Genomic DNA, 16,979 nt, shown 5'->3' with positions numbered 1-16,979 from the left:
ATGATTAATAGTAAGGATAATATATGTTTACATTATCGGATTTTTTTACCCAGCTAGGCCAAGATGCACAGTTGATGGAAGACTATAAACAGAATCCAGAGGTTGTGATGCGTGCCCATGGCTTAACTGATGAAGAGATTAATGCTGTGATGAGCGGAAATATGGAGACACTAAAAACGTTAAGTGGAGATGAGAATTATCAATCTTACCTTGTTATTTCACATGGTAATGGTGATTAATTGAAGTTTTTTGGCGTGTGCATTTCGGCAATCTTGAGCATACTCTGTATGCCCTCGATTGCTGCACCTACAAATTATGATGAAACGCTAACTAAGATTGAAAAATTACAACATTCCGATTTACCCGCGGCAATAAATCTACTTAAAACGATTGAATCTGAATTTGATACGATGTCACGCTCGCAACAGGGACGGTTTTTGGTCTTTAAAGGCGCAGCTTCTATTTATGCAGGGCAGTATCAAGCTGCAATCGATATGTTGAGTCGCTCAGAAGCCTTACTGAAAGATTCTGATATGCTATTTTCTGCATATAGCTATGAGGCGACAGCCCATATTGCTTTACGTGATTTCAATGATGCTTTCAATGCGATGGGAAAGAGTCTTGGGTTAATCGACCGAATAGATGATATTAATCTTAAACGTGCATCATATTTACGCTTGGCTAGTTTATATTCGGCAATGGGGATTATTGAAGAAGTTGCAACATATGCAGCTAAAGCCTTTGCTCTCGCTTCCCCTAATGATGTTAAAGATATTTGTGTATCTAAATTATATTTATCCGTCCACCAGCTAGAGATAAAGTCTTATTCTCAAGCATTTGAAGAATTTAAATCCACTCGTAGTTTTTGTGAGTCCAATGGTTATCCACTAATTGCATATATTGCATTAAAAGGCATGGGGGAATCCAAGCTGAGATTGAATGAGCCACATTCAGCTGTATCTTATTTATTAGATTCTCTAAAAGGTTATGAGTCATTTAACTTTCAGCTTGAGATAAATAGTGCGCATGAGTTGCTAAGTGAAACCTATTTGATGTTGCAAGACTTTGCGAAAGCAGAGTTACATGCTCAATATATTATGAAACTTTCGGATGACTCTAGTAATACTATGCTGAAGCACGGTGCATCTCGCATGCTCGCCAAGCTAAATGCTCAAAATAAACAATTTGAGCAAGCCTATGAATACTCAAAAAAAGAGCAACATTATAATCAGTTGATTTTTGATGAGTCCAAGATGAAGACACTCGCTTATCAAGCTGCCCAATTTAACGCCAATCAGCAGTCGCGTGAAATCAATTTACTCAACAAAGAGCGTGAACTCTATATTGCCCAGCAAATGGTCAAGGAGCGCGAATATACCAATATGCTGATGTTTGTCACTATTTTAGTAGGCGGGCTATTTTTCCTCGGAATTTTATTAGCGGTAGGCCAGATGCAGAAACGCAAGTTTATGCGTATGGCGAGAATGGATGCATTAACGGGGATTTTGAATCGCGGTGCTGGGCAGGAATTGGGGGAAGACCTTTTTGTGCAAGCCACTGCCCGCGGTGGGGATTTCTGTGTCATTTTATTTGATTTGGATTTATTTAAACGTATCAATGACTCCTATGGCCATGGTACAGGCGATTGGGTGTTAAAGAAGGTCGCCGATTTTTTAAAATCCCATATTCGTAATGGAGATGTATTTGCCCGCATTGGTGGTGAAGAGTTTGCCATTCTGTTGCCTTACGCAAATGAAGAAAAAGGCATGGAAGTGGCGGAGCAATGTCGCGCACGCATCGAAGCAATAGAAACGCAGCACTCTGGTCATAAATTTGTTATTACTGCGAGTTTTGGCGTGAGTGGTTTAATGGCTGATGATTTGAGTCTCGATCCATTATTCCATCGGGCTGATATGGCGCTCTATGCCGCTAAGTCCTGTGGACGCAACACGGTTGTGCGCTATTCCGAGGTGCTCAAGTGCGATCAGCAGGCAACAGATTTACGGCGTTATGCTGCATCAACGTCAATATCCTAAAACTCCTGGCCATTTAACGGCCAATTACATATCTACTGTTATTCCTAAATTCATAACATCGCGTTGGTTACGCTAGTGCTATAGGCTGCTGGCGATAATAAATAACCTGAACTAGGGCTTATTAGCTATTACGCCTTAAACTTCCTTTGCGTGTTCTCTCATCCCTTAGCATTGTTAATACCAAAAAAATTATAATTTTACTGTATTACCTTGACCTTATTCATAAATAAATGGAGTACCATAGCTGAACATTACACCGCGGTAGCGGGGGTATTTGATGAGATTATACGTTTTCTTTTTTTGTTGGAGCCTTCATGGAACACTCTAGTTTGCTCACCTCAGTGTTGCTGTTTTTATTAGCAGCAGTCATCTTTGTTCCTTTAGGGAAACGTTTGGGCGCAGGTCCTATTCTTTCTTACCTTGCCGCAGGGATTATTTTAGGCCCAGGTGGCATGGCATTGGTTTCCGATCCCGCGGCGGTATTACACTTTGCCGAGTTGGGTGTAGTGCTGATGCTGTTTGTGCTAGGGCTTGAGTTGAACCCAAGTAAATTATGGGAACTACGCAGTGCTATTTTTGGCTTAGGTAGCGGTCAGTTATTATTGTCATGGGCCGCAATTGGCGGCTTAGCTTGGGGCTTTGGTTTGCCGGTAGAGGCTGCTTTAGTCGTGGGCGCGGCATTATCTTTATCATCAACGGCTTTTGCAGTGCAGCTGATGAATGAGCATAGGTTACTCACTACGCCACTTGGGCGTGATGCTTTTGGTGTTCTATTACTGCAAGATCTTGCTGTGATCCCCATGCTACTGCTGACAGCGTATTTAGCGCCAAACTCTGCTCAGATTGAGCATCACACAGTTCCTTGGTATTGGACTAGTCTCGCATTAATTGGTTTTGTACTCGTGGGCAAATATTTATTGCCTAGAATGCTTAGGCTCGTTGCAAGCAGCGGAGTACGTGAAGTGCTGACTGCTTTTGCCTTGTTATTGGTTATGGGGAGCGCTGAGTTAATGGAGTGGTTAGGGCTCTCTGCGGGTATGGGAGCTTTTCTTGCGGGTATTATGCTTGCGAACTCCAGTTATCGACATCAACTCGAAACTGATATTGAGCCTTTTAAAGGGTTATTGCTCGGGTTATTTTTTATGGCAGTCGGTATGAGTATGGATTTGAAGTTATTCTTAACTGATCCATTAGTCATCTTAGGCATTTTAATTAGCATGTTGCTGATTAAAACCATTGTATTAATGTTGCTAGGCCGCATTAGGCATCATAAGTGGCGGCCGAGTATTGCACTTGGGCTTATTCTTGCTGAAGGTGGCGAGTTTGCTTTTGTATTGTTATCGCAAGCACAGATATCAGGGATTCTCGGTGATAAAATTGCTCAAATTCTAGTGCTTGCCATTGGTTTATCTATGGCGATTACTCCGCTGCTCTTTACCTTATTTCGCGCCACTAAAGCTAAGGTGGTGGATACTCGTTTGCCCGATACCATTAATGTTACTGAGTCTGAAGTGGTGATTGCGGGCTTTGGTCGTGTGGGCCAAATTACCGGCCGTATTTTGGCATCATCAGGGGTCCCTTTTGTGGCTTTGGATAAAGATGCCAGCCATGTGGACGTAATCCGTAAATACGGTGGTGAAGTTTATTTTGGCGATGCCAGACGTTTAGATATGTTAATGTCTGCGGGGATTGCGCGTTCGCGTCTGTTACTACTTGCTGTTGACAGTGTTGAGGATTCTATCGAAATAGCTCAGCAGGTAAAAATGCATTTCCCACACGTTAATATTATTGCACGGGCAAGGGATCGTAATCATGCTTATCGTTTGATGAGTTTGGGAGTAACGGACATATTTCGTGAAACGCTGGGTTCAGCACTCGGTGCGAGTGAAAAGGTGCTGCAAGGTTTAGGGCTATCTCAAGTTCAAGCCAGCCAGCGAGTGAAGATTTTTGCTGACCATGATAAAAAACTGTTTATAGAGAGCGTCGCTCATCAGCATGACTTAGCCGCTTTAGTTGATTTATCTAATAGAGGTAAGGCGGAGTTAGAATCATTAATGCGTGGCGATAAGGAAAACGTCAGTTAATTCGAAGATGTTGTTTAATTATTCGATATAAAAAGAGAGCGTTAATGCTCTCTTTTTATTGGGCTAGTACATCAACATTTATCTTCTATTTGGTGCTAGAAACTATAGCTGTACTGTAGTTTTACGTTACGTTCTTCACCTGGCATACCACCGAGGAACATGGCTTTGCTGTAGTAGTCTTTATTGAACAAGTTATTAATATTGAGTTGCACCTTCCAAGTATTAGTGCTGTAACTCAGTGCAGAATCAAGGACGGTGTAGTTAGGTACATAGCCATCTGGGATACCGAAAGAGCTTGAATGTGTGCTTCTATCATCAACAAATTTAGCTCCTAGGCTCAGCTCAATCGGGCTTGGTAAAGTAAACCAGTCGGCGCCATAGGTTACCCAAGCACTAGCGGTGACATAGGGAACACCCTTTTGACGGCTATCGTAGTTTGCTTTGTCATTCGGGTTTTGTTTATCTCTTGCATCTTGATACATGCCGTTAAGATTAACGCGCCACTGGTCATTTAAATGGGCATTGAGATCCAGTTCAATCCCTTGAGTCTCTTCGCTACCATCATAGAAATAGATTGGGATATTAGGTGTTAGCACCCCATTGGTATAATCCGGGTTACCGTAAGGCACATTAGTACGTGAACTTTTAAACAGTACCAGTGATCCCAATAGTTGATCTTCAAATGCCTTAAGGCGCATACCTAAGTCGTTGCTGATGGATTCAGAATCATCACGATCTGCATCACTACCTTTTACTGCATCTAGCACACTGTAGGCGGTACGCCCTTTGGAGTGGTTGATAAAAAACGATAAATCTTCAATTGGCATATAGGTTAAGCCAAGGTTATAGGTCATACCGTTGTCAGTTGTATCGGCTTCTGGTGTTGCTTGGGATTGACTGATGCTATAACGGGGATCAAGACCAAAATGCTCATAGGCTTGTTTAATTTCATTAAAAGCTACGCCAATTCGCGTAGTAAAGCCGTAGGGAAGATATCCCACATGCTGTATGCCTACGCCCCATGCACTCACTTTTTTATCATAGTCAGCAGTTTTGAGTGGATCGTAATCTTCAAAACGGCCTGTGCCCCAATTAGGCCGACGAATATCATAGATATACGGTAAACTACCCTGATAAGTGATGTTGCCTGATTTGTCTTTAAGCACTTGATCGGCATCATAAATAGAATATTGTTTGAAACGAATATTACGATCTTCATAATTGGCATTGATCAATAATTCATTATCTATGCTGCCGAGCTGAAAGTCATAACGCAGATCGGCAAAGTACTGCCATGAAGTCTCATCGGCATCAAGTTTACGATATTCCTGACGTCTGGCAGCAAAGGGATATAACACGTCATTTTCAACCAAAGGTGCGCGGGGATCGGCATTGATGGCACCTTTATTATTCCAATAGACATAATTATAAGCGCCAGTTTGGCGAGCGAATCCCGAGGTATAGTCGCGATATTGCAATTGCTGATTAAGGAATAAATTATCGTTAAAGTAAATATTATGGGTCAGTTTAAATCGTAGCTCTTTGCCCTCATTATCCTTAGCCATTGGTGAAATTAATCCCGCATCACCAAAAGAATAGGGCGTTAAACCGTCGCCATTTGATAAAGAGGCCGCAAGCTGTTGACGCTGCGCATCGGTCAGCTGAATACCTTTACCGTTAGGATCGTTGATCAAATCTTGCCAAGTCACATCCTCTGCATTTTTGCCGCCAACAGAATCTGCATTATAAATGCGGATTGGATGACCGATAGAGTCCACAGCCACAGCATCTTTAATGTAAGCACCTGAAAGCATTAAATCTTGGGTATCACTTAATACCCATTTTAATGCGCCATAGATTTCGTCTCTGTCTGTGCCGATATCGCGATAGCCATCACTGCGGGCTGATTTTGCAACTAAACGGTAGGCAACATCGTCGCTCAGTCCACCGGTGCTATCCAGTGCAAGGGAGTAGGTATCCCATTGTCCCACTTCAGCTGAAAATTTATGTTTTGACTCAAATTGTGGCTTTTTTTCGATAAGGTTAATCACTCCACCTGCGCTACCCATACCATAGAGTCCAGTTGCTGGGCCTTTTAATACCTCAACGGATTCAACGTTTGTTAAAGATCGTGTTGGATTAAATGTATTGCCTAAGCCTGCACCACCATACATACCGTCATAGGTGTAATTGGCGCCTAAACCACGGATCACTAAGTTGTCGCCAATACCATAGTTGTTTCCTGCTTGAGTGACGCCGCTGATATTGCGGATCAAGTCCTGAAGATGAGTCGCGCCTTGGGCTTGGATCAGTTCCTGATCAACAATCACAACCGCTGCAGGGGTTTCCATCAATGACATGTCGGATTTAGTAGCAAGCCCTGAGTTTTTAACGACAGAGTTTTGTTTGCCGTAAACCGTAATACGTTCAATATTAGCTTCAGTATTTGCTGAAACTAAGTTCGATTCGGCATATGCCGTATAAGATAAAACAGAAAGGCAAGCGAGTGCAGTTAGCGACAAATGAAATGGTTTCATCTTGGTTCCCCTAATTAAATTAGTTGCGAATAATAATGATTTGCATTTGAATTGCAACATATGTTTCATTATTTATCGTTTGAACGGATTATCTATCGCCAAATATCTTGAAATGAAGTTTTTAGTAAAACTGACAAGAATCATTGTGAGTAATGATTTTGTGTAAAAATGCGGAATTTCCTGCTATCACGTTATTATTTTAAATATGTTTCAATTTTTTTATAAAAAAGTAATTTATTTTTAGAGTTAACCACCACATCCCACCTTGTTGATCGAGAAACGCAACCCTAAGCAGCATTCATATTAAAAACGCGACACATCTCGTTTACGTAAACGTCAAATGTGAACGGTCGTTTAAATACGGCAGTGGTATGACCTTTGCTATCTGCATGATCTATATGAACTTACTCGACTAACCCATAGGGGAGTTCAAAACACTCAATATTATCTACTTAGGTCTAAGAGAGTTAAATGGGTGGATTAAAAATATTACATTAAGTTATTTAATTACGTAAGTTATTACTTTGTAATGGTAGTGGTAAAGTTGTCTGACAAGTTTCATACAAATTAAAGTGCTCGGTATGCTTTGTGTGTTTTATCTTTTTATTATCAATATCTTGTTTAGTTGTTAGTTGCTTGGTAAGACCAATTTTATTACGGTTGTGATTAAGTTTATTCGTATTTAAGGACGAGTTTGACTGTTGCAAATACAAACGTTTATCGGTAAGTTTTAGTTTGAAACAAACATTTGATGGTTTTTTGGTGGGTTTATAAACAGCAGTGATAAACACGACCGCTTTATATAGCACCGGTAAACCGGTAGTTAAGCTTGTAATAGTTCAGCCTCTTGGGAGGGCATTAAGATGACGGAACATACTTTGAGTGAGCAGCAATTGAATCCAACACAGGATAAAGCTGCAACACACTCCGTACTTAATATTGTGGGGCGCGAAATCCCTGGGCAAGACGTTATTTTTACAGAAGGAGCTGTTGCCTTACTTGAGTCCCTTTGCCGAGAGTTTGCCGGTGAAGTACCAACGCTACTGGCTAAGCGTAAAGAGAAACAAGCCCGTATTGATAAAGGTGCATTGCCAGACTTCTTAGCAGAAACTCGCGCTATCCGTGATGGTGCATGGCAAATTCGTGGTATTCCCGCCGACTTGCTTGACCGCCGCGTAGAAATTACCGGCCCCGTTGAGCGCAAAATGGTGATCAACGCGCTAAATGCCAATGCCAAAGTGTTTATGGCTGATTTCGAAGACTCTTTAGCACCGAGCTGGGATAAAGTCGTCGAAGGCCAAATCAATTTACGTGATGCGGTTCGTGGCGATATTGAGTACACAGCACCAGAAACCGGTAAGCATTACAAACTAGGCCCAAATCCAGCAGTGCTTATCTGCCGCGTTCGTGGGCTGCACCTTAAAGAGAAACATGTGCAGTTTAATGGTGATGCTATTCCTGGTTCACTATTCGATTTCGCGCTGTATTTCTATCACAACTATCGTCAACTTTTGGCGAAGGGTAGTGGTCCCTACTTTTATATTCCTAAACTTGAAAGTCATATAGAGGCGCGTTGGTGGGCAAAGGTGTTTGCTTTTGTTGAGGATAGGTTTTGTCTGCAACCTGGGACCATTAAGTGTACTTGCCTGATTGAGACGCTACCTGCGGTATTTGAAATGGACGAAATTCTTTATGAACTGCGCTCTAACATCGTCGCGTTAAATTGTGGCCGCTGGGATTATATTTTTAGTTATATCAAAACATTAAAACGTCACAGCGACCGAGTGCTGCCAGATCGCCAAGCGGTGACTATGGATACGCCTTTCTTAAGCGCTTATTCACGATTATTGATTAAGACTTGTCACAAGCGCGGTGCCTTAGCGATGGGCGGTATGGCGGCCTTTATTCCGACGAAAGATCCTGTTGAAAATGAAGCGGTATTACAACGGGTTCGTAAGGATAAAGAGCTAGAAGCCCGTAATGGTCACGATGGAACTTGGGTTGCACACCCAGGTCTTGCTGATACAGCAATGGGGATTTTCAACGAGTACATAGGTCAAGATCATTGTAATCAATTGCATATCACCCGTGATGTGGATGCACCAATCCTCGCCAGCGAGTTACTTAAAACCTGTGACGGTGAGCGTACTGAACAAGGTATGCGTCTCAATATTCGTATCGCGCTGCAATATTTAGAAGCATGGATCAGTGGTAATGGCTGTGTACCTATTTATGGCTTGATGGAAGATGCGGCTACTGCAGAAATTTCTAGAGCTTCAATTTGGCAGTGGATCCAGCATGGTAAGTCATTGTCAAACGGCAAGTTAGTCACTAAACAGCTGTTTAAAGATATGTTGGTGGAAGAGCTTGTCAATGTGAAAAAGGAGCTCGGAAACGACAGGTTTACCCACGGTAAATTTACTCAAGCGGCGGTGTTGCTTGAAGATATTACCACCTCCGATGAACTAGTCGATTTTTTGACCTTACCCGGTTATGAAATGCTGACCGCTTAAAAGCAATGATTTTGCATTAACTGTTTCACAAAAGGATTGAACAGTGGTTGGTATTTTCGCCAACCCTATAATTTAGCAAGCATAAAACTGGGGCAGTTTCATGCTTGCGACAACATCAAAGACCAAGGAGCGACACTATGACTCATGCAAAAAATCAGGCAACGACTCAGACTTCACGTCAAGAACAAGTTGATGCAATTAAGCGAGATTGGGCAGAAAACCCACGTTGGAAACACGTGCGTCGTCCTTATACTGCTGAAGAAGTGGTCGCGCTTCGTGGGTCAATTGTGCCTGAAAATACTATTGCTAAACGCGGTGCGGCAAAATTATGGGAACTGGTGAATGGCGGCGCTAAAAAAGGTTACGTGAATTCATTGGGCGCATTAACTGGTGGCCAAGCGGTACAACAAGCGAAAGCGGGTATCGAAGCGATTTACCTTTCTGGTTGGCAAGTGGCTGCTGATGCCAACTTAGCTGGCACTATGTACCCAGATCAATCTTTATACCCAGCGAACTCAGTACCTGCTGTGGTTTCTCGTATCAATAACTCTTTCCGTCGTGCTGACCAAATCCAGTGGGGCAATGGCGTTAATCCAGAAGATGAAAAATTTGTTGATTACTTCCTGCCAATCATTGCTGACGCAGAAGCCGGTTTTGGCGGTGTATTAAACGCGTTTGAATTGATGAAGTCGATGATCGATGCAGGCGCTGCCGGTGTTCACTTTGAAGATCAGTTAGCTTCAGTCAAAAAATGCGGTCACATGGGCGGGAAAGTATTAGTGCCAACCCAAGAAGCGGTGCAAAAGCTGGTTGCTGCACGTTTAGCGGCAGACGTGAGCGGTGTCGATACACTGGTTATTGCTCGTACCGATGCCAACGCGGCCGATTTATTAACTTCAGATTGTGACCCATACGACCGTGATTTTGTGACTGGTGAGCGCACTAACGAAGGTTTCTACCGTGTTAAAGCGGGTCTTGACCAAGCGATTTCTCGCGGCCTTGCTTATGCACCTTATGCGGATTTGATTTGGTGTGAAACCGCTAAACCGGATTTAGAAGAGGCGCGTGTTTTTGCTGAAGCGATTCATGCTCAATACCCAGATCAACTGCTGGCGTATAACTGTTCACCTTCGTTCAACTGGAAGAAAAATCTGGACGACGCCACTATCGCGCGCTTCCAGCAAGCACTATCAGACATGGGCTACAAGTACCAGTTCATCACTTTAGCCGGTATCCACAACATGTGGTACAACATGTTTGACCTCGCTTACGATTATGCGCGTGGTGAAGGCATGAAACATTATGTTGAGAAGGTTCAAGAGGTTGAGTTTGCTGCAGCGAAAAAAGGTTACACCTTCGTCGCGCATCAACAAGAAGTGGGCACAGGTTATTTTGACCAAGTGACTACGGTTATCCAAGGTGGCCATTCATCAGTGACCGCACTGACAGGTTCTACCGAAGAAGATCAATTCTAAGTTGTGAGAGCATTGAGGATGAAACATAGTGATTGTGTTTCATCTTTGATACGCCTTACCCAGATGCTTGTGGTGAGGCGTGGTATGAGGCTCGACATAAAGTGCAAGACGGGCTGTGATGAGTTACCGGCTTTGTTACTTTAATCTCGGGTTAGTGAAAGAGTGTTACCTGTAAACCTGTGTTAGCTGCTTTGCAGCCGTTATCTTCGTGCCGTTCACCTACATGTTCAGCACGGATTTTTAAGTCAATTCTTGTGACTTAACTTCCTACCCAGTAAGTTTTTGCTTGCCTTAGCTTGGCGACTCTATGAGTCGCTATTTTTTTGCTTATTCATTTACCATCGCGCTGATTAATATGGTGCGGTTTGGTGGAGTAATCAGATTATTTTACAGTAGCTTATTGCTATCGCATTGTTATTTAATGGCTATTGGTTCTGGCCTGAAAAATGCTCTAAATAATGTGGGAAGTTATAGCGGATTAGTCGCATTCACAATGAGGCCTTAGCCATGAAGTATTACAGTCGTCGTTTAGTTAAACCTGAACATTTGAATCCAGCAAATACACTCTTTGGCGGCCAACTGCTTAGTTGGATAGATGAGGAAGCCGCCATTTTTGCCGCCTGTCAGATGAAGAGTACCAGCCATGTGACTAAATTGATTTCAGAGATTAACTTTATGACCCCAGCACATCAAGGTGATGTGATTGAGTTTGGGTTAGCACTGGTTAGTCTCGGCCATAGTTCCATTGCAGTGAGTTGTTATGTGCGTAATAAAATGACTCAAGCGCCGGTGGTCAGTATTGATAAGATGGTGTTTGTACATGTGAATGCCCAAGGATTACCAGTGCCACATGGTATTAGGGCGAATGCGGCTTAAGTTAGCTTTAGCGTGGCAGGTGCCATCACCGTTATCAAGCACTGTGACCTTGCGCCACTGTGCTGAGTGATTATTTGAAACCACAATGCACAGTGGTTGTGGCCTAGTCTGTAGTTAAATCTTCTTTTACCGACTTCACCGCATCTCGCGAGGCATGGCCTATGGCTTTGGTGGTATCTCGAGTCGCGTGGCCTATCTCTGTGGTGACTTCTTTAGTGGTGGTGCCGATGGCACGACCCGCATCCTTTAAATCCGCACAGGCAGAGGTAGCCAGTAATAAAGGAATAATAATGAGCGTCGCTTTGTTCATTGTGGTGTTAATCCTTAATTTCAGTTTGTAACCCTATTCATGGTCAATATAACAACTCGCAATAATATAACAGATCCTAACAGATCTTTACGTTAATCACATAATTAGACTGATTAACTCGCTTGACGTAGGAGTTTGATTTGTGCGATTTGATATTGATGAGGGCGAGTTTGACATCTTGATGCCGAGCCGAGTTGCTCACAGTGGCAAATAAAAACGCCAGTGGCGTTATCGGCACTGGCGTCTCAGGTCGCTAAATAATACTGCAAAGATTATTCGATTTTAGCTAAACGCTGTTGGTAGTCTTCAATGAGGTGCTGCATGATTTCTTCTGGAGCGGCATCGTCACAGCAATTGTCTAAAAATATTTTAAAGGTGGCTAGTGCATGGCGATCATTTTTGAGTCTGTCGCTTTTCATTGAAAAATAGGCATCTTCATTTTCAGCTTTGCGAACGACAAAATTATGGGTTTCGAAAGATTTATCACCAGAGATCTCGTGCCATTTAGTTATACGATTTAATGCGATCTCACTGGATTGGTTCATCTCAATATGATTTAACCAAGTTACGGGATTTTCAGCATCTTTATAATGCGGACATCTAACAGTGTAGTTATATACGTGGGTGATTGCAGTCATAGCGTACCTACCTTTTCGGGGGATATTGTTGTCATCATAGGCATCGTTTTGGAATTCGGTCAATCATTAATTAACTCTATTTACCTTTGATGTTTTTTGATGGTTCAGTATTGTTATTACATAAAAATTAATCATTTACTTCATTTGTGATAGAGCTATTTAGCATGAGTTTTATGTTAATAACTATGTGCTAGATCTCAGTTTGAGATGAAGTTTCGTTTTTACTGAATTACTGATTAATAAAGCAACAATCGATTGGTCGTGGGGATTAACGCGTGAACACAATAAGAGTGTTGAGTAAGGTGCGCGGGCTTTGAATAGAGGCGAGATCAAAAGGCTAAATGGAAAGAGGCCCATTCGTTAGAACGGGCCTCTCAGCTGGCTTCATCTTTTGCAGGGAAAAAGCGAACTGGATTTAGTTTATCGGATCTAAAATCATATGTAACCCACAGAGATCACGTTTTTTATATCATTTTTGCGAACAATATTTGAGGTTCAGAGCATTTATCCCTTAACTTGCTTGTTTGTGACTGTTTTGTCAGCAATAAGGAGTGGGATCGCTAAATTTTGTTGGTATTTTTGTTGGCGCAGAGTGTGCTTTTATCTTGGTTAGCAATATAAAAAGCCTTCAATAATACTTATGTTATTGAAGGCTTAAACGAATTCACTGGAGATGACGTCGCGTTTATATAAATGACGAGTTGTGTAAATTACAGCGCGTTAGTGAAGATTTGACAGATTTCCGCATGGGTTGCTTGTTTAGGGTTAGTGAAGCCGCAAGCATCCTTTAAAGCATTATCAGCAAGTGTCGGAATATCTTCAGCTTTTACACCTAATAAAGTCAGGTTCTCAGGGATCTTCACCGCTACCGACAGTTTTTTAATTGCAGTGATTGCCGCAGCAGCGCCTTGCTCATCTGATAAGCTTGATACATCCACACCCATCGCTTTGGCAATATCCTTTAAGCGTGCAGGGACGACCTGCGCGTTGTATTGCTGTACATGGGGTAATAGCAGGGCATTACAGACGCCATGGGGCAGATCGTAGAAACCACCTAACTGATGCGCCATAGCATGTACGTAACCTAAGCTGGCATTGTTAAATGCCATACCCGCTAAAAATTGCGCATAAGCCATTTGTTCGCGGGCATTGATGTCTTGGCCATTGTCGACCGCGTTTATTAAGTTAGCCTGAATTAATTCTATCGCCTTGATTGCGCAAGCGTCAGTGATCGGGTTAGCTGCTGTAGACACATAGGCTTCAACTGCGTGGGTGAGTGCATCCATACCTGTTGCAGCGGTCAGACCGGCAGGTTTTTTCAGCATAAGCTCAGGATCGTTAACTGAGAGCAAAGGTGTGGTGTGTTTATCGACAATCGCCATTTTGATATGACGGGCTTCGTCAGTAATAATACAAAAACGTGTCATTTCACTGGCGGTACCAGCCGTTGTATTGATTGCCACTAAAGGCAATTGTGGTTTAGTCGATTGATCTAACCCTTCATAATCTTTAATGCTGCCGCCATTAGTGGCAACAAGGGCAATACCTTTAGCGCAATCGTGGGGTGAGCCACCGCCAAGGGAAATCACAAAGTCACACTTGTTGGCTTTTAACAGCGCTAAACCCGCCTCAACGTTCGTCACGGTTGGGTTAGGTTGTACACCATCAAATACGGTTGAAGTAATACCACTTTTAACCAGCTTTTCGACGACTTCACCGACTAAGCCAATCTTGACTAAAGGCTTGTCTGTCACAATTAATGCATGTTTAAAACCTAAGGTTTTGATATCACTGATAGCCTCGTCCACTGCGCCTTGACCCAATACGTTAACGGACGGAATAAAAAATTTAGCAGCCATAAATCCACCTAGTTAGTTGTTATATAAAGTTGCTTTCTGTTCTGGTAACCAAGCTACCAATTAAGAAGTGATAAAAGTGTGAGCCTGATCGAGTTCACTACTTCTTTGGGGGTAATTTCCCACTAAAGTTGGAACTTGGTAACGAAATTATGGGCTTTTATAACGAGTATAAGTCTTGATATACGCGATGATTTTTCTGCTCGACTCTAGCAAGCCTTAATCCCTCCTTTTAAGTGTTTTCCACGAGTGTTTTTTATTCTCTATTTTGCCGCTTAATTGTTAAATTTAAGCTAGCTAAGCGCAGTTTATTTGATTTTCACAGTATGAAAACCGATAAATTGGTTAGATATCTAATTTTAATTGATTCGTAATTCATTATTGTTTAATTAAACTTAACTTATTGATAAATTGGATTTTATCTGTAAACTCTAGCCGATTTATTCTTGCAATCATTAAGTAATGAGGTTGTCTAGTGCGATGCTTTATGTTGATAGTTACATCACTAATCATTATTATAGTTGTTAATTGAACGTTCAATTAACGTCGTTTATAACATTGCGAGTATGACCATTTTTTGAGTATTTATGCCTAAAAGCCCAGTAAAGTCGATACGTAGACAGCAGCTTATTGACGCGACTTTAGTGTCTGTTGCCCAGCATGGGTTACAGCACACCACTATTAATAGTATTAGTCAGTTGGCGGGAATGTCCTCTGGGATAATCAGTCATTACTTCAGTGGTAAACAGGGCTTAATCCAAGCAACGCTACGTCATTTACTCGAACAGTTAAAACAGGCGTTACTCAATCGAATCCAAGGACAAGTGCTGGCGCCAATAGAGCGTTTAATGATGATAGTTGAAGCGAATTTCACCGAGTTGCAGCGCTCGCGAAATGTCACTCACACTTGGCTGAGCTTTTGGGCTCAGGCCGTCCACGACCCCCAGTTAGCCCGTTTGCAGAATATTAATAGTCGCCGCTTATACAGCAACTTATATTTTTCCTTTCAACAAGTGTTGCCTAAGACATTTGCCCTGATGGCGGCGCAGCAAACGGCGGCGATGATCGATGGATTTTGGTTACGCAGTGCCTTAAGTGAAACCCCTGAACTGGATTTTGTTCAGGCCGAAAAATTATGCAAAACCTTTATCCACAATGTGATAAAGCAGTATGGAGTCAATACATGTCAGTAGAAATACAGTACAACTTTATTGCAGGTCAACTGCTCGCTAACGATAGCGGCGAGACTTTTGATGTCGTCAATCCTGCCACGGGGCAAGTGGCGTACCAAGTGCAAGTAGCTGATGAGAAGATTCAGTTAGCTGCCATCGACAGCGCCAAAAAAGGTTTTACGATTTGGTCAGCTATGAGCGCCACCGAACGCAGCCGTATTCTGTTAAATGCGGTCGCGCTGTTACGTGCTCGTAACGATGAACTTGCAACAATAGAAGTGCGTGACACAGGTAAACCTTGGCAAGAAGCCTCAGTGGTTGATGTGGTCACAGGTGCTGACGCCATTGAGTTTTTTGCTCATATTGCACCGGGGTTAGAAGGTTCGCAGCAGCAAGTCGGTGGGGATTTTTATTACACCCGCCGTGAGCCTTTAGGTATTTGTGCTGGAATTGGTGCGTGGAATTACCCATTACAAATCGCTTGTTGGAAAGCCGCACCTGCATTGGCTAGCGGTAATGTGATGATTTTTAAACCTTCAGAAGAAACGCCGCTTGGCGCCTTGAAATTAGCGCAACTCTTTAGCGAAGCGGGTTTGCCCGATGGCGTATTTAACGTTGTGATGGGTGATGGCAAGGTTGGCGCTTGGTTAACTGGTCATCCTGATATTGCCAAAGTGTCTTTTACGGGGGAGGTCGGAACGGGCAAAAAAGTCATGGCAGCGGCGGCAAGTTCGCTTAAAGGCGTGACGATGGAACTTGGCGGTAAATCGCCGCTTATCGTGTTTGATGATGCGGATATCGATAATGCCGTTTCAGGTGCCATGCTCGGTAACTTCTATACCCAAGGTGAAGTCTGTACAAACGGGACGCGGGTTTTTGTCCATGAGTCGGTTTATCCTAGTTTTATTGAAAAACTGCTCGCGCGTACCCAAGCCAATATTGTGGTGGGCGATCCTATGTCACCTGAGACTAACTTTGGCGCGTTGATTTCTAAAGATCACCAACAAAAAGTACTCGATTATATTCAGCAAGGTATCGACGACGGCGCAACATTACTTACCGGTGGCACGGCGTTAACGCCGGATAATGCGCCTAACGGCTACTTTGTTGCCCCGACCATCTTCACTAATTGCACCGATGACATGCGCATCTGCCAAGAAGAAATATTTGGCCCTGTGATGTCGGTGCTCACCTTTAAAGATGAAACCGAAGTGATTGCTCGGGCAAATAATACTGCCATGGGCTTAGCTGCTGGAGTATTTACCCAAGATATCAGCCGTGCTCACCGAGTTATCCATCAGCTACAAGCCGGAATTTGCTGGATTAATGCTTACGGTGCTTCACCTGCAGAAATGCCGGTTGGGGGATATAAGTTGTCGGGTATTGGCCGAGAAAACGGTAGCGAGACACTCAAGCATTACACACAAGTTAAAGCCGTTTATGTGGGTCTACAGCCCTTAGAAAGCCCATTTTAAGGAGTCT

The 16,979-nt window shown here is 42.9% G+C and carries 12 protein-coding genes; 8 read left to right on the top strand and 4 right to left on the bottom strand.

Features of this window, described 5'->3' with window-relative positions; genetic code table 11:
• The first annotated feature begins 23 nt into the window (after nucleotides 1-23).
• From L2717_RS02400 to L2717_RS02390, 3 genes are all read left to right on the top strand, one after another.
• A complete protein-coding gene (locus L2717_RS02400) occupies nucleotides 24-239 on the top strand; it encodes a hypothetical protein (RefSeq protein ID WP_220773703.1) in 216 nt (71 codons plus the stop codon).
• A 48-nt stretch (nucleotides 240-287) separates the two neighbouring features.
• Nucleotides 288-2,036, top strand: coding sequence for a tetratricopeptide repeat-containing diguanylate cyclase (locus tag L2717_RS02395; RefSeq protein ID WP_220773702.1), 1,749 nt, complete (start codon nucleotides 288-290; stop codon nucleotides 2,034-2,036).
• 314 nt (nucleotides 2,037-2,350) lie between these two features.
• Nucleotides 2,351-4,120 (top strand): monovalent cation:proton antiporter-2 (CPA2) family protein, encoded by a 1,770-nt coding sequence (locus tag L2717_RS02390; RefSeq protein WP_220774933.1) that lies wholly within the window; start codon nucleotides 2,351-2,353, stop codon nucleotides 4,118-4,120.
• Nucleotides 4,121-4,215: 95 nt separating this feature from the next.
• Here L2717_RS02390 and L2717_RS02385 read toward each other — a convergent pair whose 3' ends face one another.
• The gene (locus L2717_RS02385; protein WP_220774934.1) at nucleotides 4,216-6,657 is read right to left on the bottom strand and encodes a TonB-dependent receptor; all 2,442 of its coding nucleotides are present in this window, start codon (nucleotides 6,655-6,657) and stop codon (nucleotides 4,216-4,218) included.
• Nucleotides 6,658-7,520: 863 nt separating this feature from the next.
• Here L2717_RS02385 and aceB point away from each other — a divergent pair.
• From aceB to L2717_RS02370, 3 genes are all read left to right on the top strand, one after another.
• A complete protein-coding gene (gene aceB, locus L2717_RS02380) occupies nucleotides 7,521-9,170 on the top strand; it encodes a malate synthase A (protein ID WP_220774087.1) in 1,650 nt (549 codons plus the stop codon).
• A gap of 137 nt (nucleotides 9,171-9,307) precedes the next feature.
• Nucleotides 9,308-10,645, top strand: coding sequence for an isocitrate lyase (gene aceA / locus L2717_RS02375; RefSeq protein WP_076496892.1), 1,338 nt, complete (start codon nucleotides 9,308-9,310; stop codon nucleotides 10,643-10,645).
• A gap of 507 nt (nucleotides 10,646-11,152) precedes the next feature.
• Nucleotides 11,153-11,521 carry an acyl-CoA thioesterase gene (locus tag L2717_RS02370; RefSeq protein WP_220774088.1) on the top strand — a complete coding sequence of 123 codons (369 nt, stop codon included), beginning with the start codon at nucleotides 11,153-11,155 and terminating at the stop codon, nucleotides 11,519-11,521.
• A 103-nt stretch (nucleotides 11,522-11,624) separates the two neighbouring features.
• On the opposite strand, the gene L2717_RS02365 is transcribed toward L2717_RS02370, so the two are convergent.
• The 3 genes from L2717_RS02365 to yiaY form a co-directional block, all read right to left on the bottom strand.
• The gene (locus L2717_RS02365; RefSeq protein ID WP_076496890.1) at nucleotides 11,625-11,831 is read right to left on the bottom strand and encodes a hypothetical protein; all 207 of its coding nucleotides are present in this window, start codon (nucleotides 11,829-11,831) and stop codon (nucleotides 11,625-11,627) included.
• A 272-nt stretch (nucleotides 11,832-12,103) separates the two neighbouring features.
• Nucleotides 12,104-12,469, bottom strand: coding sequence for a cytoplasmic protein (locus L2717_RS02360; protein ID WP_220774089.1), 366 nt, complete (start codon nucleotides 12,467-12,469; stop codon nucleotides 12,104-12,106).
• Between the two features lie 710 nt (nucleotides 12,470-13,179).
• A complete protein-coding gene (gene yiaY / locus L2717_RS02355) occupies nucleotides 13,180-14,328 on the bottom strand; it encodes an L-threonine dehydrogenase (protein ID WP_220774090.1) in 1,149 nt (382 codons plus the stop codon).
• Nucleotides 14,329-14,912: 584 nt separating this feature from the next.
• Here yiaY and betI point away from each other — a divergent pair.
• Nucleotides 14,913-15,518, top strand: coding sequence for a transcriptional regulator BetI (betI, locus tag L2717_RS02350; protein WP_220774091.1), 606 nt, complete (start codon nucleotides 14,913-14,915; stop codon nucleotides 15,516-15,518).
• The gene (betB, locus tag L2717_RS02345) at nucleotides 15,509-16,972 is read left to right on the top strand and encodes a betaine-aldehyde dehydrogenase (RefSeq protein ID WP_220774092.1); all 1,464 of its coding nucleotides are present in this window, start codon (nucleotides 15,509-15,511) and stop codon (nucleotides 16,970-16,972) included. The genes betI and betB overlap by 10 nt, the downstream gene beginning before the upstream one ends.
• Nucleotides 16,973-16,979 lie beyond the last annotated feature (7 nt).

It is taken from the genome of Shewanella glacialipiscicola (assembly GCF_023283485.1).
In the GTDB taxonomy this organism is placed as follows: Bacteria; Pseudomonadota; Gammaproteobacteria; order Enterobacterales; family Shewanellaceae; genus Shewanella; species Shewanella glacialipiscicola.
This window is presented reverse-complemented; position numbering and strand designations above follow the sequence as displayed.